Raw genomic sequence first — 18,657 nt, 5'->3', positions numbered from 1 at the left:
GGAGAGTAAAAATGAAAGTTCGTGCTTCCGTCAAGAAAATGTGCCGTAACTGCAAAATTGTTAGACGTCACGGTCACGTGCGTGTAATTTGCAGCGTCGAGCCTAAGCATAAACAGCGTCAAGGCTAATTTATTGCATTTTTTTCTTGCAAAGTTCGGTTGAGCTGGCTAAATTAGCCAGCCCAATCTTTTATAATATATACAGTATTGTTTGAGTATCCTGAAAACGGGCTTTTCAGAATGGTACTGTATAAATGCTAATTTAGGAGTGCATAGTGGCCCGTATAGCAGGCATTAACATTCCTGATCATAAACATACTGTAATCGCATTAACTTCGATTTACGGTATCGGTAAGACCCGCTCACAGGCTATCTGTGTAGCTGCTGGTATTGCTGAAAATGTTAAGATCAGTGAGCTGTCTGAAGAGCAAATCGACAAGCTGCGTGACGAAGTTGCCAAATACGTTGTAGAAGGTGATCTGCGTCGTGAAGTTACCCTGAGCATCAAACGTCTGATGGATCTTGGTACTTACCGTGGTTTACGTCATCGTCGTGGTCTACCAGTTCGCGGTCAGCGTACTAAGACTAACGCACGTACCCGTAAGGGTCCGCGTAAGCCGATCAAGAAATAATCGGGGTATTTGAACAATGGCAAAAGCACCTATTCGTGCACGTAAGCGTGTAAGAAAACAAGTCTCTGACGGTGTGGCTCATATCCATGCTTCTTTCAACAACACAATCGTTACTATTACCGATCGTCAAGGTAACGCATTGGGTTGGGCTACTGCCGGTGGTTCCGGTTTCCGTGGTTCTCGTAAATCTACTCCGTTCGCGGCTCAGGTTGCAGCAGAACGTTGCGCTGAAGCTGTTAAAGAGTACGGAATTAAGAACTTGGAAGTTATGGTTAAAGGACCTGGTCCTGGTCGTGAGTCAACTATCCGTGCATTAAACGCGGCTGGTTTCCGCATCACTAATATTACTGATGTGACTCCGATTCCTCATAACGGTTGTCGTCCACCGAAAAAACGTCGCGTTTAATAACGTTTTCGTTTTTAGGAAAGTTGGAGAAAGAAAATGGCAAGATATTTGGGTCCTAAGCTCAAGCTGAGCCGCCGTGAAGGTACAGATTTATTTCTAAAATCTGGCGTTCGGGCGATTGACACCAAGTGTAAACTGGAACAAGCACCAGGTCAGCACGGCGCACGTAAACCGCGTCTTTCTGATTACGGTGTTCAGTTACGTGAAAAACAAAAAGTACGTCGTATTTACGGTGTTCTAGAACGTCAATTCCGTAACTACTACAAAGAAGCAACTCGCCTGAAAGGCAACACAGGTGAAAACCTGCTGACTCTGCTGGAAGGTCGTCTGGATAACGTTGTTTATCGTATGGGCTTTGGCGCAACTCGCGCAGAAGCACGTCAGATGGTTAGCCATAAAGCAATCATGGTAAATGGTCGCGTGGTTAACATTGCTTCTTATCAGGTTTCCCCGAATGACGTAGTCAGCGTTCGTGAAAAATCGAAAAAACAGTCTCGTATTAAGGCTGCTTTAGAGCTGGCTGAACAGCGTGAAAAGCCAACATGGCTGGAAGTTGATGCTGCTAAGATGGAAGGTGTGTTCAAACGTATTCCTGAACGTACTGACTTGTCTGCTGACATTAACGAGCACCTGATCGTCGAGCTTTACTCCAAGTAAGGCTTAGCACCAAAGAGAGGACACAATGCAGGGTTCTGTGACAGAGTTTCTAAAACCGCGCCTGGTTGATATCGAGCAAGTCAGTTCGACGCACGCCAAGGTGACCCTTGAGCCATTAGAGCGAGGCTTCGGCCATACTCTTGGTAACGCACTGCGCCGTATTCTGCTTTCGTCTATGCCGGGTTGTGCGGTAACAGAGGTTGAGATTGATGGTGTACTGCATGAGTACAGCACCAAAGAAGGTGTTCAGGAAGATATCCTAGAAATACTGCTCAACCTTAAAGGGTTGGCGGTAAAAGTTCATGGTAAAGATGAAGTTATTCTTACTTTGAGCAAATCTGGCATTGGCCCTGTTATTGCAGCCGATATCATCCATGACGGTGATGTCGAAATCGTCAAGCCGCAGCACGTTATCTGCCACCTTACAGACGAGAACGCATCTATTAATATGCGTATCAAAGTTCAGCGTGGTCGTGGTTATGTGCCGGCTTCTGCCCGAATTCATTCGGAAGAAGATGAGCGCCCTATCGGTCGCCTTTTAGTAGACGCGTGCTATAGCCCAGTTGAGCGTATTGCTTATAATGTGGAAGCAGCTCGTGTTGAACAGCGTACCGACTTGGATAAGCTGGTTATCGAGATGGAAACTAACGGTACTATCGATCCAGAAGAATCGATTCGCCGTGCAGCGACTATCCTGGCTGAACAGCTTGAAGCTTTTGTTGACTTACGTGATGTTCGTCAACCAGAAGTTAAAGAAGAGAAGCCAGAATTCGATCCTATCTTACTGCGCCCAGTAGACGATCTTGAATTGACTGTCCGCTCTGCTAACTGTCTGAAGGCAGAAGCAATCCACTACATCGGTGATCTGGTACAGCGTACTGAAGTTGAATTACTTAAGACGCCTAACCTTGGTAAGAAATCTCTTACTGAGATTAAAGACGTACTGGCGTCGCGTGGTTTATCTCTGGGCATGCGCCTTGAGAATTGGCCACCTGCAAGTATCGCTGATGAATAAGATCACAGGTTAAGGTTTTACTGAGAAGGATAAGGTCATGCGCCATCGTAAGAGTGGTCGTCAATTGAACCGCAACAGCAGCCATCGTCAGGCTATGTTTCGTAACATGGCAGGTTCTTTAGTTCGTCATGAGATCATCAAGACAACTTTGCCTAAAGCGAAAGAACTGCGTCGCGTCGTTGAGCCGCTGATTACTCTTGCCAAGACCGACAGCGTAGCTAATCGTCGTCTGGCATTCGCCCGTACTCGTGATAACGAAGTCGTGGCAAAACTGTTTACAGTATTAGGTCCGCGTTTTGCGAGCCGTGCAGGTGGTTACACTCGTATTCTGAAGTGTGGCTTCCGTGCTGGTGACAACGCTCCAATGGCTTACATTGAGCTTGTTGACCGTGCTGATTCTGAAACAGAAGCAGCAGCTGAATAATTTAACTATTATTTAGTGAAGCGAATAAAAAGACCGGATTTTTAATCCGGTTTTTTTATATCTATCGAAAATGATAGTTATGCAACTACCGTTATAAAAATAATCTATCAAGCCGTATCTTAGCCTTTCTATTTGTTATCCCATGCTTTTTTGCCTACTCTTGTGTTACATCATATTTATTTTCTGTTATTTCAGCATACTGCTATTTTGGTAAGATAAGCTTAGCACTATATTTCAATTCTATTCTTTTGATTATTTGTTATGCTTATACATCTGTTAGAATGAGGAAATGATCCATGTATCGTATTGGGCAGGTTGCAAAATTAGCGAATGTGACAACAGATACAATCCGTTTTTATGAAAAGCAAGGATTGATGGATCATGATAGGCGGACAGAAGGTGGGTATCGCTTATACACAGAGAAAGATCTCCAACGTTTACGTTTTATTCGTTATGCAAAAGAGTTGGGTTTTACATTAGACGCGATTACAGAGCTACTTTCTATTCGTGTTGATCCCGCTCATCACACTTGTGTTGAATCAAAACACATTGTTGATGCAAGACTTGCTGAAGTTGAAATTCGCTTGAAAGAAATGGAAAAGATGCGAGATTCATTAAAAATGTTAAGTAATGCATGTTGTGGTAGTGCTCATGAAAGTACTTATTGTTCTATTCTTGAAATACTTGAATCTGGAGCTACAAAACAATAATATCTGTACCGTATTGCGTTTTATGTTCTTTAACAATTTAAGAGGTTTTTATGTCTAGTAAATATCAGCACCAGAAAGGTGTTATTAAAGATAATGCCTTAGCAGCACTTGTTCATGATCCACTATTTAGACAACGCGTGGAAAAGAATAAAAAAGGAAAAGGTAGTTATATGAGAAAAGCAAAACATGACAAGAAGGGTAACTGGGAGGCCAGTGATAACAAAAGATTTTTTCAATTGTTATCACTGGCCTTTTAGTTTTTATTTTTGCTGATTTTTTAACAAATCACGAATTTCTGTTAATAGAGTTTCTTCTGCAGAAGGTGCTGGTGGTGCTTTAGGTGCTTCTTCTGCTTGACGACGTGTCTTATTAATTAATTTGATTGCACAGAAAATCGCAAATGCAACAATGGCAAAGTCGAAAACAGTTTGAATGAACATACCATAATTTAGTACAACTGCCGGTACATCCCCACTAGCATCTCTTAATACAAGACTAAACTGTTTGAAGTCAATACCACCGATTAACAAGCCTAATGGTGGCATAATAATATCAGCAACTAATGATGAAACAATCTTACCGAAGGCTGCACCAATGATGACACCGACTGCCATGTCAACAACGTTGCCTTTCATTGCGAATTCACGAAATTCTTTGAAAAAAGACATAACCACCCCTTATTTATCTATGCATAGATTTATTATGTAAAAATATAGTATCTAACATGATAATAGTAGACCATTATAAGTAACAATTACTATTATTCTTATTTCTACGTAGTCTTTATAAGAAAAATGGGCTAGGTTGGAAAAGCTTTTCTACTTCAGGGACATATTTTTTATCAGTGATAAACATAATCACATGATCTCCCTGCTCTATGGAGTGGCTTGCGTTCGCAATAATAACATCTTGTTTTCTAACAATTGCACCAATGATAGTTCCAGGTGGTAGTTTTATATCTTGTATACGACGACCAACAACTTTTGATGTATTTTCATCACCGTGTGCAACGGCTTCGATTGCCTCTGCAACACCTCGTCGTAATGAGGAAACGCTTACAATATCAGCTTTACGAACATGGCCTAAAAGTGCAGAAATTGTTGCTTGTTGTGGTGATATTGCAATATCAATAACCCCACCTTGGACTAAATCAACATAAGCACTACGCTGAATAAGCACCATCGCCTTTTTGGCACCCATTCTTTTTGCTAGCATTGCTGACATAATATTGGCTTCATCATCATTAGTCAGTGCGATAAAGACATCGATTTGTTCTATATGTTCTTCAGCAAGAAGCTCTTGATCCGATGCGTCACCATAAAAAACAATAGTATCGTGGAGTAATTCAGCGAGTTCTGTTGCACGTTGCTGATTATGTTCAATAAGCTTGACGCTATAATCTTTTTCCAATCTAGCTGCTAAACCTGCACCGACATTACCACCACCAACAATCATAATGCGTTTATAAGGTTTTTCTAATCGTTGTAATTCACTCATTACTGCACGAATATGCTGAGATGCAACGACAAAGAAAACTTCATCTCCCGCTTCAATAATTGTAGAACCTTGAGGCCGAATAGGTCTATCTTGACGAAAAATTGCAGCAACACGTGTATCAATATGTGGCATATGATCGCGTAATGTTGATAAAGCATTACCCACAAGAGAACCACCATAATAGGCTTTTACCGCAACGATACTAACTTGGCCTTCTGCAAAATTAACCACTTGTAATGCGCCAGGATATTGAATAAGTTTATAAATATAATCAATAACTAAATGTTCTGGTGATATTAAATAATCAATGGGAATAGCTTCGGGCAAAAATAGTTTATCTGCTTCACGAACAAACTCTGAAGCACGTATACGTGCAACTTTATTTGGCGTATTAAACAAGGTATAAGCAACTTGGCACGCAATCATGTTCGTTTCGTCAGAATTAGTGACAGCAACTAACATATCAGCATCTTCAGCACCTGCTTCTCTTAAGATCCTTGGATGAGAGCCATGTCCATTGACTACTCGTAAATCGAATTTATCTTGAAGTTGGCGCAAACGATCTGCATTAGTGTCAACGACAGTAATATCATTATTCTCCCCGACAAGATTTTCAGCGAGAGTGCCACCTACTTGACCAGCGCCTAAGATAATAATTTTCATCGTAATTTCTCAGAATATTCGATTAACAAATAGAAAAGAAACGCAAGATCTCAATGATCTTGCGTTGAAATAGTAGCGTTTTTTAGATCTGATATCATCTTTTATCACAAGATCATATTTTCTTGATCAATGCATAAAAGAAACCATCGCCACCTTCTTCTTCTGGTAAGCATTGGTGCTGATAATCACATTGTGCATCTTTTGTTGAGGCTAAAAATGCTTCAACTTGTTGTTTATTCTCTTCAGGCAAAATAGAGCAGGTTGCATAAACCAACGTACCACCAGATTTTAGGTATGGCCAAATAGCGTGAAGGATCTCTTTTTGAATTTGAGCTAATTGCTCAATGTCGTCATTACGGCGAAGCCACTTAATATCTGGATGACGGCGGATAACGCCTGTTGCTGAGCATGGTGCATCAAGAAGAATTCGGTCAAATTGCATACCGGCACACCATTGTTCAGGATAACGACCATCACCACTTTTGACTACGGCATTAAGTTTTAAACGCGTAAGGTTTTCTTGTACACGTTTCAAACGTTGCTCATCTATATCGATTGCTAATACTTGAGCCTGAGGAGCTATCTCTAAAATATGTGTTGTTTTACCACCCGGCGCTGCACATAAATCAAGGATCTGCTCTTTATTTTCTGGTGCTAATAATTCAGCACAACGCTGAGCCGAACGATCTTGAACTGTTACCCAACCATCAGCAAATCCAGGAAGAAGATTTACGTTACATGGGTTCTCTAAACGGATCGCAAAAGGGTGGTTATCATCAGCAACAGCGGCAATTTCTTCCTTTTCAAGTAATGTTAAATATTTTTCTCGCGAATGATGGCGTTGATTTACACGTAACCACATAGGTGGTTTTTGATTATTACCTTCAACAATACTCATCCATTGTTCAGGATAGGCCTGTTTAATACGGGCAAGTAGCCATGATGGGTGAAGAAAACGATTTTCACTATTTTGAAAACGTTCATTTAGGATATCTTGTTGACGCTGAAACTGACGTAACACACCGTTAATTAATCCTTTTAACTGTGGTTTTTTTAGTGCAACAGCACCATTTACTGTTTCGGCTAGAGCTGCATGAGCAGGAATACGTGTATAAAGAAGCTGATATAAGCCAACCATAATGAGGTAGTGTAAAATACGTTGTTTACCTTTTAATGGTTTATCCATGAGTTGCTGAATAATCCATTCTAATTGTGGTAATGTACGTAATACACCAAAGCAAAGTTCCTGTAGTAATGCTTTGTCTTTGTCTGAAACATTTTTTTGAAGTTCAGGTATGACGGTACTTAGAGATAAGCCTTGATCTAATACTTGGTTAATTGCTTTGGCTGCAATGCTACGTAAGTTGTATGACGTTTTCATGATGAGTTAACGTTTAATATTGAGCGCCAGAGATGTACTACATTGGCGTGAAAAAAGGAAAACCCTGATAATAGTGTTAGACATCAGGGTTTAGAATTATTATTGAATAATTTTTCCTGGAGTGAACCAATCTCGCTTGGAGTTTAAGAAATCAGCAGAAGCCATAGGTTTCTTACCAGAAGGTTGTAATTCAGTGATATTTAGAATGCCGTTACTTGTCGCAATATAAATACCCGTTTTATCTGCTTTTAATAAAGTTCCTGCTGGTTGAGCTGTATCATCAGCAATAGCTTGTGCTTTCCATACTTTCACAGGTTGCTCGTCTAACATGAAAAAGCTCATTGGCCACGGATTGAATGCTCTTATGCAACGTTCAATTTGTTCTGCTGATAATGACCAATCAATTTTTGCTTCTTCTTTAGATAATTTTTGTGCGTAATTTGCTAAATTATCATCTTGTTTTTCAGCTTTTATTTTACCTGAGGTAATGAGATCTAACGTAGTTGTTAGAGCCTTAGGTCCAAGCTCTGCAAGCTTTTCATAAAGAGATGCACTGGTATCTTCACTCGTAATTGGGCATGAGGCTTTATACAGCATATCACCCGTATCCAAGCCCACATCCATTTGCATAATTGTGACACCTGTTTCTTTATCTCCTGCCCACAAAGAGCGTTGAATTGGTGCAGCTCCACGCCATTTAGGAAGGAGAGAACCATGCACATTAAGGCAACCTAAACGCGGTATTTCAAGAACTGCTTTAGGTAAGATCATGCCATAAGCGACAACAATCATAATGTCTGCTTGTTGTGCTGCTATCCATTCATGATTCTCTTCTGGTTTTAAAGAGGAAGGCTGATAAACAGGAATATTATGAGTTAACGCCAGTTCTTTAACAGGGCTAATAGTCAGTTTCTTACCTCTTCCTGCGGGTTTATCTGGAGGAGTGAGTACTCCCACCACACGATGTTGAGTTGATAACAATGCAGCTAAATGTCGAGCCGCAAAATCGGGTGTTCCCGCAAAAATAATACGTAATGAATCAGACACGTTTTCTTCCTGTTTCAATTTAACTGTTACTGTCCTGCTTTAGCTCTTTTTTTATCTAGCTTATCGAGTTTTTCAACTTTTTGACGGATGCGTTGGCGTTTTAATGGGGATAAATAATCCACAAATAATTTACCAACTAAATGATCCATTTCATGTTGAATACAGATAGCCAATAAATCATCAGCCTCTAACTCAAAAGGTTGGCCATTGTAATCAAGAGCTTTTACTTTTACATGCTCTGCACGAGGAATAAAAGCACGCTGTTCTGGAACAGACAAACAGCCTTCTTCTATACCTGTATCGCCATCAGCATCAAGAAGTTCTGGGTTTATTAATACCAGTCTTTGATCTCTTGTTTCAGAGACATCAATGACGATAATGCGCTGGTGGATATTCACCTGTGTCGCAGCTAAGCCGATACCTTCTTCCAAATACATTGTTTCAAACATATCATCGACAATTTTTTGGATTTCGGCATCAACTTTTTCGACTGGCTTTGCAATCGTGCGAAGGCGCTCGTCTGGATAATGTAATACGTGTAACACTGCCATAATTTATTCGGACTGTTTCTAAAATGTGAATAGGATTTAACGTCTATTCTAGACATTTATTGTCTAGATTGACAGTATTTGGTGTGTTTAGCACTCACCCTGTTTGCTAAAAATAATATTAGGATAATGCATGGATGCTAGAGAAATATGGATAAGACTTAATGCTGTTTCAAGACTCCCCATTAGTAAAGCGATTCAAATTGCAAGGTATCTACAATCTTTAACTCAATTAAATCAAGGGCGATTAATAGGTTGTGGCCTGTCAGAACAGCAAAGTCATCAATTCTTAAGACTTCATACAAATGCTGTCAACGATACATTAAAATGGTTAGATAAAAACGAATCATCATTATTAACGATTACAGATTCAGATTATCCACCCTTATTAAAGCAAATATCATCGCCCCCGCTTTTGCTTTTTGTTGCAGGGAATAGGCAGTATTTAAAAAGCACACAAATTGCATTAATTGGTAGTCGAGTTGCTACACCATATGGTTCCAAATGGGCAACTTATTTTGCGCAGGAACTAGTTAAGAAAGAGTTAACTATTACAAGTGGATTAGCTCAAGGTATTGATGGTATTGGACATCGAAGCGCATTAAAAAATAATGGTATTACTATTGCGGTATTAGGGAGCGGTTTAGAGCAGATTTATCCATCATTTCATCGTACTCTTGCGACACAAATAAAAGAATCAGGTCTTCTCATTTCTGAACATTTACCTATGACTCCGCCTTTAGCACGCCATTTTCCTCAACGTAATCGGATTATTAGTGGGCTAAGTGCTGCACTACTTATTGTCGAAGCAGGAATTAAAAGCGGTTCTTTAATAACAGCAAACTATGCTTTGCAACAAGGTAAAGAGTTATTTGTGTTACCAGGGCTATTAGGCGACATTCATTTTGAAGGCAATCACCAACTTATTAAGCAAGGTGCAAATTTAGCATCTTCACCTGAAGATATCTTTGAATATTTAAATAGCTCTTTGCAGTGGCTTACTTGTGTTAATGAGTATCAACAAAAACAAATCACAGAAGAATATACAGCGCTTATCAATCACGAAAAACAAGAGACTAAAGTAGAGCAATTTACACCTGAACAACAACAGGCAATGGATGTGATATTACCTTTTCTACGTTTTAATAAAACAGTACCCATTGATATCATTGCTCAGGATAGTGGATTATCAACTTCTGAATTAGCTCCTCTTTTATTAGAACTTGAGCTTATTGAAAAAGTCGCTATTGTGGCTGGTGGCTATACTCGATTGGAATAAGTGTAATGAGGTAAAACAATGGCAAAGAATATGCCGTTTACACAGCAACCTGAACAGGAAAAATGCCCTGAATGTGGCAGCACATTAGTGATGAAAAATGGAGGACATGGTCCTTTTTTAGGATGTTCGGCTTACCCTGATTGCCACTATATTAAAACATTAAAATCACAAGGTGATGGGCAAATTATAAAAGTTTTAGAAGGGCAACCTTGTAAGTGTTGTGGTGCTGATTTAGTTTTGCGTCAGGGTAAATTTGGGATGTTTATTGGTTGTAGTAATTATCCTGAATGTGAACATATAGAACAAATTGATAAACCTGATGAAACCGTTATACCTTGCCCTCAATGTGAACAAGGGAAGTTATTACAACGTAAATCTCGGTTTGGTAAGACTTTTTATGCTTGTAACCAATATCCAGAATGCCAGTTTGTATTAAATAACAAACCTGTTAATGGTGAATGCGAATATTGCCACTATCCATTATTGATGGAAAAAAGGTCTTCTCAAGGAGTAAGATTGGTGTGCGCCAGCAAATTATGTGGAAAGCAACAAACAAAAAGAGAAGAACATGAATAACGAAGCATCACCTGTAAGCAGCTCTATAATAGAAGCATTAAAAAATAATAAAGTTATCGCATACCCAACAGAAGCCGTATTTGGGGTAGGTTGTGATCCTGATAGCGAACATGCTGTTACGGCACTATTAATGTTAAAGCAACGCTCAATTGATAAAGGGCTAATTTTAATTGCTGATAACTATGAGCAATTGAAACCTTATATCGACGATAGCGCATTGACACAAACTCAGCGAGATAGAATGTTTGCGTCTTGGCCTGGACCTGTTACATGGGTTATTCCTGCTAAATCAACGACGCCAAAATGGCTAACTGGAAAATTTTCTTCTTTAGCTGTGCGGGTGACAGACCACACAGTTGTTAAAGAACTTTGTCTAGCCTATGGAAAACCATTAGTTTCAACGAGCGCAAATTTAAGTGGATTACCGCCATGTCGTACAGTAGAAGAGGTAAAAGAACAGTTTCAGGATACAATTCCTATCGTTGAAGGGAATGTCGGTGGTAGACAGAATCCTTCTGAAATCCGAGATGCATTAACGGGTGAATTATACCGACAAGGGTGATTGTGATGGAAAAATATTTAGTGATGGGAAATCCTATCGAGCATAGTCAGTCTCCTTTCATCCACCAATTTTTTTCAAAACAAACAGGAATAGAGTATGGCTATGGGCGTTTACTTGTTCCTTTAGGTGAATTTGATAAAACAGCCTCGCATTTTTTTTCTAATGGGGGGCGAGGAGCTAATGTTACAGTTCCTTTTAAAGAAGATGCATTCCGTTTTGTGGATAAATTAACGGATAGAGCGAAAGCATGTGGCGCAGTTAACTCTATTGTTAAATTGGAAGATGGCTCACTCCTTGGTGATAACACTGACGGGCAAGGTCTTATTCTGGATTTAGCAAGACTCGATTTTATTGTACCTAATAAGGTTAAATCAGTCTTAGTTATTGGCGCTGGTGGTGCAACAAGAGGAATATTGCTTCCATTACTCGATTTTGATTGTGATATTACTTTAACCAATCGTACCTTTGCTAAAGCTGAACAATTAGTAAAAGAATTTAGTCAGTTTGGAACGATCCGTGCAATAGCTGCTGAAGATGTTGCAGATAGACATTACGATTTAATTATAAATGCCTCTGCATCCAGCATGACTAATGATTTACCGCCTATTCCTAACGATGTTTATGGTTTTGATACAGCGTGCTACGACCTTTATTATCAAACAGGGATGACATCATTTCTATATAACGCATTAAAACATGGGAGTACGCGTTTATCAGATGGACTAGGTATGTTAGTAGGACAAGCTGCTTATGCATTTGAACTATGGTATGAACTTGTGCCAGATATTAATCCTGTCCTTAATGTATTAAGAGAAAGATTAAATCAATGAACCAATCCATTCAATTTCCAGATCGTGAAATATGGCTAGCTGAGAATAGAAGTGTTCTTTTTCCTATAATGTTCAACGGAATGCTTTTTGATTGTCAAATTACAGAGCAAGAGCTTATTGAGCGTTTTGGTATTGGGGAAGGAATTTTATTATTTAAACAAAATCGTTGGGATATTGAAGAAGAATTTGAAGAGTTGGTAACGGAATATGAGTTATCAACTCTCCATCCTATCTATTCTTTATCTATGGCAGATTGACGAGTCGCTAGATAGTTATTTTTCCACCCGACATAATTATTAGCAGAATAGATAAAGTGTTCTATTTCTGCTGATGAAAGTGGGCGGATTTTTTTCACTGGGCTTCCTAAATAAAGAAAACCACTTTCAAGTCGCTTTCCTGGAGGAACTAAACTACCTGCGCCAATCATTACATCGTCTTCAATAATGGCGCCATCAAGTAAAATAGAACCCATTCCGACTAAAACACGATCTCCTATTGTGCATCCGTGTAACATTGCTTTGTGCCCAACAGTAACATTATCACCAATAATAAGAGGAAAACCTTCAGGATCCTTGGGTGAGATGTGAGTGACATGAAGAACTGAACCATCTTGAATATTTGATCTTTTGCCAATACTTACGTAATTCACATCACCACGAATAACAACCATAGGCCAGATACTGACATCTTCACTAATCCGTACATCTCCAATCACAGTTGCTGTTTCATCAATAAAAACATCTTTATCAATAGAAGGCGAAAAGTGTAAGTAATTCCTGATTGTTGATTTCCCCATAATTTAACCTCGTATTTGGTTTCACTTTATAATAAGAAAAGCATAGCAGCGGGTGGGGCCGGCTGGCGAGAGCAATGATTTTTATACTGTAAGACTATAAAAACCGATAATAAAGGGGAAAGTAGAGCAATAGAGTGTGATTGATAGAATATACCGAATAGACAATAACAAGATACAGCGTATATTTTTTACACACAAAAGATGTTTTTTGTATCAAAAATAGACGTAAAGTTCAAAAAGAGAACGAACGGAAAAAAAGTTGAAATAAATACTTGCGCTAATCCGAGAACTCCCTATAATGCGCATCCACTGACCGACGATGAGCTGACAACAGCCACGAAGGACAGCGAAGAGAAAAGAAAAAAGTTTGAAAAAACTCTTGACTCTTCAGAGGAATAACGTAATATACGCCTCCTCGCAACAACGCAGAAGACCGGAAACGGCAGCGAATGTTGCACTGCTCTTTAACAAATTATCAGACAATCTGTGTGGGCACTCGCAGAGACGATATCTTCTAAAATATTAGATGTATCAAGTCTTGAAGAGTGAACAACAAAAGTAATTCATTTATGAATAGCTAAGTTTTCGATTTCTTTGAGCATCAAACACTTTTAATTGAAGAGTTTGATCATGGCTCAGATTGAACGCTGGCGGCAGGCCTAACACATGCAAGTCGAGCGGTAACAGGGGAAAGCTTGCTTTCTTGCTGACGAGCGGCGGACGGGTGAGTAATGTATGGGGATCTGCCCGATAGAGGGGGATAACTACTGGAAACGGTGGCTAATACCGCATGACGTCTACGGACCAAAGCAGGGGCTCTTCGGACCTTGCGCTATCGGATGAACCCATATGGGATTAGCTAGTAGGTGAGGTAATGGCTCACCTAGGCAACGATCTCTAGCTGGTCTGAGAGGATGATCAGCCACACTGGGACTGAGACACGGCCCAGACTCCTACGGGAGGCAGCAGTGGGGAATATTGCACAATGGGCGCAAGCCTGATGCAGCCATGCCGCGTGTATGAAGAAGGCCTTAGGGTTGTAAAGTACTTTCAGCGGGGAGGAAGGTGTTAAGATTAATACTCTTAGCAATTGACGTTACCCGCAGAAGAAGCACCGGCTAACTCCGTGCCAGCAGCCGCGGTAATACGGAGGGTGCAAGCGTTAATCGGAATTACTGGGCGTAAAGCGCACGCAGGCGGTCAATTAAGTCAGATGTGAAAGCCCCGAGCTTAACTTGGGAATTGCATCTGAAACTGGTTGGCTAGAGTCTTGTAGAGGGGGGTAGAATTCCACGTGTAGCGGTGAAATGCGTAGAGATGTGGAGGAATACCGGTGGCGAAGGCGGCCCCCTGGACAAAGACTGACGCTCAGGTGCGAAAGCGTGGGGAGCAAACAGGATTAGATACCCTGGTAGTCCACGCTGTAAACGATGTCGATTTAGAGGTTGTGGTCTTGAACCGTGGCTTCTGGAGCTAACGCGTTAAATCGACCGCCTGGGGAGTACGGCCGCAAGGTTAAAACTCAAATGAATTGACGGGGGCCCGCACAAGCGGTGGAGCATGTGGTTTAATTCGATGCAACGCGAAGAACCTTACCTACTCTTGACATCCAGAGAATCCTTTAGAGATAGAGGAGTGCCTTCGGGAACTCTGAGACAGGTGCTGCATGGCTGTCGTCAGCTCGTGTTGTGAAATGTTGGGTTAAGTCCCGCAACGAGCGCAACCCTTATCCTTTGTTGCCAGCGCGTAATGGCGGGAACTCAAAGGAGACTGCCGGTGATAAACCGGAGGAAGGTGGGGATGACGTCAAGTCATCATGGCCCTTACGAGTAGGGCTACACACGTGCTACAATGGCAGATACAAAGAGAAGCGACCTCGCGAGAGCAAGCGGAACTCATAAAGTCTGTCGTAGTCCGGATTGGAGTCTGCAACTCGACTCCATGAAGTCGGAATCGCTAGTAATCGTAGATCAGAATGCTACGGTGAATACGTTCCCGGGCCTTGTACACACCGCCCGTCACACCATGGGAGTGGGTTGCAAAAGAAGTAGGTAGCTTAACCTTCGGGAGGGCGCTTACCACTTTGTGATTCATGACTGGGGTGAAGTCGTAACAAGGTAACCGTAGGGGAACCTGCGGTTGGATCACCTCCTTACCTAAGAGATACGTGTTATGTGCAGTGCTCACACAGATTGTCTGATGAAGAACGAGCAAAGCGCGTCTGCGAAGCTGACTGAAGTCCCCTTCGTCTAGAGGTCCTAGGACACCGCCCTTTCACGGCGGTAACAGGGGTTCGAATCCCCTAGGGGACGCCAATTGCGCGGTATGAGTGAAAGGCGTACCACACTATGTCTGATGAAAGTCAGAGAATAGTTAAGATAATTCGCATGAGTTATTTTACCTATTATGCTCTTTAACAATCTGGAACAAGCTGAAAAATTGAAAACAAATCAATATATCACCGAGGTATATTGATGAGTCTCTCAAAATCTCAAATCTGAAAGTACTCTTCAGAAAGGATATGCGAGCAAAATGATTTCAAGGCGGACAGCGCACAGCAAGCGGAGCATACTCAAAGTATGTGAGCATTGCGAGCACTGCCCAACGTCGAAATCATGAAGCGCAGCAATCCGTTTTAGAAGACACCTTCGGGTTGTGAGGTTAAGCGAATAAGCGTACACGGTGGATGCCTAGGCAATCAGAGGCGATGAAGGACGTGCTAATCTGCGATAAGCGTCGGTAAGGTGATATGAACCGTTATACCCGACGATTTCCGAATGGGGAAACCCAATATCCAATGGATATTATCATGACGTGAATACATAGCGTCATGAAGCGAACCGGGAGAACTGAAACATCTCAGTACCCCGAGGAAAAGAAATCAACCGAGATTCCCCTAGTAGCGGCGAGCGAACGGGGAACAGCCCAGAGTCTTAATCAATAGCAGCATCAGGAGAACGGTCTGGAAAGTCCGGCAGTAAAGGGTGATAGCCCCGTATCTGAAGATGCTGTTATTGTGAACTCGACGAGTAGGGCGGGACACGTGTTATCCTGTCTGAATATGGGGGGACCATCCTCCAAGGCTAAATACTCCTGATTGACCGATAGTGAACCAGTACCGTGAGGGAAAGGCGAAAAGAACCCCGGCGAGGGGAGTGAAAAAGAACCTGAAACCGTGTACGTACAAGCAGTAGGAGCCTCTTTATGGGGTGACTGCGTACCTTTTGTATAATGGGTCAGCGACTTATATTCTGTAGCGAGGTTAACCGTATAGGGGAGCCGTAGGGAAACCGAGTCTTAACTGGGCGAATGAGTTGCAGGGTATAGACCCGAAACCCGGTGATCTATCCATGGGCAGGTTGAAGGTTGGGTAACACTAACTGGAGGACCGAACCGACTAATGTTGAAAAATTAGCGGATGACTTGTGGATGGGGGTGAAAGGCCAATCAAACCGGGAGATAGCTGGTTCTCCCCGAAAGCTATTTAGGTAGCGCCTCGTGAACTCATCTTCGGGGGTAGAGCACTGTTTCGACTAGGGGGTCATCCCGACTTACCAACTCGATGCAAACTGCGAATACCGAAGAATGTTATCACGGGAGACACACGGCGGGTGCTAACGTCCGTCGTGAAGAGGGAAACAACCCAGACCGCCAGCTAAGGTCCCAAAGTCATGGTTAAGTGGGAAACGAAGTGGGAAGGCTCAGACAGCCAGGATGTTGGCTTAGAAGCAGCCATCATTTAAAGAAAGCGTAATAGCTCACTGGTCGAGTCGGCCCGCGCGGAAGATGTAACGGGGCTAAACCATGCACCGAAGCTGCGGCAGCGACACTTATGTGTTGTTGGGTAGGGGGAGCGTTCTGTAAGCCTGCGAAGGTGTGCTGTGAGGCATGCTGGAGGTATCAGAAGTGCGAATGCTGACATAAGTAACGATAATGCGGGTGAAAAACCCGCACGCCGGAAGACCAAGGGTTCCTGTCCAACGTTAATCGGGGCAGGGTGAGTCGACCCCTAAGGCGAGGCTGAAAAGCGTAGTCGATGGGAAACGGGTTAATATTCCCGTACTGGTGGTAACTGCGATGGGGGAACGGAGAAGGCTAGGTTGTCCGGGCGACGGTCGTCCCGGTTCAAGCATGTAGGCAGAGTGATTAGGCAAATCCGGTCACTTAATGCTGAGGTGTGATGACGAGCCACTAAGGTGGTGAAGCAATTGATGCCCTGCTTCCAGGAAAAGCCTCTAAGCTTCAGGTTACCAACAATCGTACCCCAAACCGACACAGGTGGTCAGGTAGAGAATACTCAGGCGCTTGAGAGAACTCGGGTGAAGGAACTAGGCAAAAATGGTGCCGTAACTTCGGGAGAAGGCACGCTGGCGGTAAGTGAAGTCCCTTGCGGACGGAGCCGAAGCCAGTCGAAGATACCAGCTGGCTGCAACTGTTTATTAAAAACACAGCACTGTGCAAACACGAAAGTGGACGTATACGGTGTGACGCCTGCCCGGTGCTGGAAGGTTAATTGATGGGGTTATCCTTAGGGAGAAGCTCTTGATCGAAGCCCCCAGTAAACGGCGGCCGTAACTATAACGGTCCTAAGGTAGCGAAATTCCTTGTCGGGTAAGTTCCGACCTGCACGAATGGCGTAATGATGGCCAGGCTGTCTCCACCCGAGACTCAGTGAAATTGAACTCGCTGTGAAGATGCAGTGTACCCGCGGCAAGACGGAAAGACCCCGTGAACCTTTACTATAGCTTGACACTGAACATTGAGCCTTGATGTGTAGGATAGGTGGGAGACTATGAAGTGTGGACGCCAGTCTGCATGGAGTCAACCTTGAAATACCACCCTTTAACGTTTGATGTTCTAACCTAGGTCCATAATCTGGATCGGGGACCGTGTCTGGTGGGTAGTTTGACTGGGGCGGTCTCCTCCTAAAGAGTAACGGAGGAGCACGAAGGTTGGCTAAGCATGGTCGGACATCATGCGGTTAGTGCAAAGGCATAAGCCAGCTTGACTGTGAGAGTGACGGCTCGAGCAGGTACGAAAGTAGGTCTTAGTGATCCGGTGGTTCTGAATGGAAGGGCCATCGCTCAACGGATAAAAAGGTACCCGGGGATAACAGGCTGATACCGCCCAAGAGTTCATATCGACGGCGGTGTTTGGCACCTCGATGTCGGCTCATCACATCCTGGGGCTGAAGTAGGTCCCAAGGGTATGGCTGTTCGCCATTTAAAGTGGTACGCGAGCTGGGTTTAGAACGTCGTGAGACAGTTCGGTCCCTATCTCGCCGTGGGCGTTGGAAGATTGAGAGGGGTTGCTCCTAGTACGAGAGGACCGGAGTGAACGCACCACTGGTGTTCGGGTTGTCATGCCAATGGCATTGCCCGGTAGCTAAGTGCGGAAGAGATAACCGCTGAAAGCATCTAAGCGGGAAACTTGCCTCGAGATGAGTCTTCCCTGTCACCTTGAGTGACCTAAAGGAACGTTTAAGACTAAGACGTTGATAGGCTGGGTGTGTAAGCGTAGCGATACGTTGAGCTAACCAGTACTAATGAACCGTGAGGCTTAACCTGACAACACCGAAGGTGTTTTGTCTGAGAGACAAACAGTAGATGAAGTAAGCTTGTTTAAGATTGATATT

General features: G+C 42.6%; 19 protein-coding genes, 1 tRNA gene and 2 rRNA genes. 16 read left to right on the top strand and 6 right to left on the bottom strand.

Annotation, left to right across the window (positions count from 1 at the left end; genetic code table 11):
* Positions 1 to 11 precede the first annotated feature (11 nt).
* From rpmJ to GTK47_RS01370, 8 genes are all read left to right on the top strand, one after another.
* The gene (gene rpmJ, locus GTK47_RS01405; protein WP_071788572.1) at positions 12 to 128 is read left to right on the top strand and encodes a 50S ribosomal protein L36; all 117 of its coding nucleotides are present in this window, start codon (positions 12 to 14) and stop codon (positions 126 to 128) included.
* A gap of 146 nt (positions 129 to 274) precedes the next feature.
* Entirely contained in the window at positions 275 to 631 is a 357-nt protein-coding gene (gene rpsM, locus GTK47_RS01400) for a 30S ribosomal protein S13 (RefSeq protein ID WP_036914623.1), read from the top strand.
* A 16-nt stretch (positions 632 to 647) separates the two neighbouring features.
* Complete coding sequence (gene rpsK, locus GTK47_RS01395; protein WP_002919257.1) at positions 648 to 1,037, top strand: 30S ribosomal protein S11; 390 nt, start codon at positions 648 to 650, stop codon at positions 1,035 to 1,037.
* Positions 1,038 to 1,073: 36 nt separating this feature from the next.
* On the top strand, positions 1,074 to 1,694 hold the full coding sequence (rpsD, locus tag GTK47_RS01390; RefSeq protein ID WP_004246942.1) for a 30S ribosomal protein S4: 621 nt from the start codon (positions 1,074 to 1,076) through the stop codon (positions 1,692 to 1,694).
* Positions 1,695 to 1,719: 25 nt separating this feature from the next.
* Complete coding sequence (rpoA, locus tag GTK47_RS01385; RefSeq protein WP_006535513.1) at positions 1,720 to 2,709, top strand: DNA-directed RNA polymerase subunit alpha; 990 nt, start codon at positions 1,720 to 1,722, stop codon at positions 2,707 to 2,709.
* A 37-nt stretch (positions 2,710 to 2,746) separates the two neighbouring features.
* Positions 2,747 to 3,133, top strand: a complete 387-nt coding sequence (rplQ, locus tag GTK47_RS01380; protein ID WP_004246940.1) for a 50S ribosomal protein L17 — start codon at positions 2,747 to 2,749, stop codon at positions 3,131 to 3,133.
* A 296-nt stretch (positions 3,134 to 3,429) separates the two neighbouring features.
* On the top strand, positions 3,430 to 3,843 hold the full coding sequence (zntR, locus tag GTK47_RS01375; protein ID WP_165121900.1) for a Zn(2+)-responsive transcriptional regulator: 414 nt from the start codon (positions 3,430 to 3,432) through the stop codon (positions 3,841 to 3,843).
* A gap of 50 nt (positions 3,844 to 3,893) precedes the next feature.
* A complete protein-coding gene (locus tag GTK47_RS01370) occupies positions 3,894 to 4,100 on the top strand; it encodes an alternative ribosome-rescue factor A (RefSeq protein WP_023583475.1) in 207 nt (68 codons plus the stop codon).
* Between the two features lie 3 nt (positions 4,101 to 4,103).
* On the opposite strand, the gene mscL is transcribed toward GTK47_RS01370, so the two are convergent.
* The 5 genes from mscL to def form a co-directional block, all read right to left on the bottom strand.
* Positions 4,104 to 4,511, bottom strand: coding sequence for a large-conductance mechanosensitive channel protein MscL (gene mscL / locus GTK47_RS01365; RefSeq protein ID WP_023583476.1), 408 nt, complete (start codon positions 4,509 to 4,511; stop codon positions 4,104 to 4,106).
* A 115-nt stretch (positions 4,512 to 4,626) separates the two neighbouring features.
* A complete protein-coding gene (trkA, locus tag GTK47_RS01360) occupies positions 4,627 to 6,003 on the bottom strand; it encodes a Trk system potassium transporter TrkA (RefSeq protein ID WP_165121899.1) in 1,377 nt (458 codons plus the stop codon).
* Positions 6,004 to 6,115: 112 nt separating this feature from the next.
* On the bottom strand, positions 6,116 to 7,384 hold the full coding sequence (gene rsmB / locus GTK47_RS01355; RefSeq protein ID WP_165121898.1) for a 16S rRNA (cytosine(967)-C(5))-methyltransferase RsmB: 1,269 nt from the start codon (positions 7,382 to 7,384) through the stop codon (positions 6,116 to 6,118).
* Positions 7,385 to 7,483: 99 nt separating this feature from the next.
* Entirely contained in the window at positions 7,484 to 8,431 is a 948-nt protein-coding gene (gene fmt, locus GTK47_RS01350; protein ID WP_165121897.1) for a methionyl-tRNA formyltransferase, read from the bottom strand.
* Between the two features lie 26 nt (positions 8,432 to 8,457).
* Complete coding sequence (gene def / locus GTK47_RS01345) at positions 8,458 to 8,982, bottom strand: peptide deformylase (RefSeq protein WP_165121896.1); 525 nt, start codon at positions 8,980 to 8,982, stop codon at positions 8,458 to 8,460.
* A 130-nt stretch (positions 8,983 to 9,112) separates the two neighbouring features.
* Between def and dprA the strand changes: the two genes are divergently transcribed.
* From dprA to GTK47_RS01320, 5 genes are read left to right on the top strand one after another with little or no spacing between them, the layout of a single operon-like run.
* Positions 9,113 to 10,258 (top strand): DNA-processing protein DprA, encoded by a 1,146-nt coding sequence (dprA, locus tag GTK47_RS01340; RefSeq protein WP_165121895.1) that lies wholly within the window; start codon positions 9,113 to 9,115, stop codon positions 10,256 to 10,258.
* An 18-nt stretch (positions 10,259 to 10,276) separates the two neighbouring features.
* Positions 10,277 to 10,834: a type I DNA topoisomerase gene (locus GTK47_RS01335; RefSeq protein WP_165121894.1), complete on the top strand. Its 558-nt coding sequence runs from the start codon at positions 10,277 to 10,279 to the stop codon at positions 10,832 to 10,834.
* Positions 10,827 to 11,396: an L-threonylcarbamoyladenylate synthase type 1 TsaC gene (gene tsaC, locus GTK47_RS01330; protein ID WP_165121893.1), complete on the top strand. Its 570-nt coding sequence runs from the start codon at positions 10,827 to 10,829 to the stop codon at positions 11,394 to 11,396. Before GTK47_RS01335 ends, tsaC begins: the two co-directional genes overlap by 8 nt.
* Positions 11,397 to 11,401: 5 nt before the next feature.
* The gene (aroE, locus tag GTK47_RS01325) at positions 11,402 to 12,226 is read left to right on the top strand and encodes a shikimate dehydrogenase (protein ID WP_165121892.1); all 825 of its coding nucleotides are present in this window, start codon (positions 11,402 to 11,404) and stop codon (positions 12,224 to 12,226) included.
* Entirely contained in the window at positions 12,223 to 12,483 is a 261-nt protein-coding gene (locus tag GTK47_RS01320) for a DUF1488 family protein (protein ID WP_165121891.1), read from the top strand. Before aroE ends, GTK47_RS01320 begins: the two co-directional genes overlap by 4 nt.
* Here GTK47_RS01320 and GTK47_RS01315 read toward each other — a convergent pair.
* Entirely contained in the window at positions 12,459 to 13,022 is a 564-nt protein-coding gene (locus tag GTK47_RS01315) for a gamma carbonic anhydrase family protein (RefSeq protein ID WP_165121890.1), read from the bottom strand. The two genes, GTK47_RS01320 and GTK47_RS01315, sit on opposite strands and share 25 nt — an antisense overlap.
* Positions 13,023 to 13,634: 612 nt before the next feature.
* Between GTK47_RS01315 and GTK47_RS01310 the strand changes: the two genes are divergently transcribed.
* The 3 genes from GTK47_RS01310 (at position 13,635) to GTK47_RS01300 (ending at position 18,589) form a co-directional block, all read left to right on the top strand.
* Positions 13,635 to 15,177 (top strand): 16S ribosomal RNA (locus GTK47_RS01310).
* 83 nt (positions 15,178 to 15,260) lie between these two features.
* A tRNA-Glu gene (locus GTK47_RS01305) sits at positions 15,261 to 15,337 on the top strand.
* A gap of 344 nt (positions 15,338 to 15,681) precedes the next feature.
* A 23S ribosomal RNA gene (locus GTK47_RS01300) occupies positions 15,682 to 18,589 on the top strand.
* The 16S and 23S rRNA genes sit together here with 1 tRNA gene alongside, the layout of an rRNA operon.
* The last annotated feature ends 68 nt before the right edge of the window (positions 18,590 to 18,657 follow it).

Origin of the sequence: Proteus sp. ZN5, from assembly GCF_011046025.1 — a bacterium.
GTDB lineage: Bacteria > Pseudomonadota > Gammaproteobacteria > Enterobacterales > Enterobacteriaceae > Proteus.
This window is presented reverse-complemented; position numbering and strand designations above follow the sequence as displayed.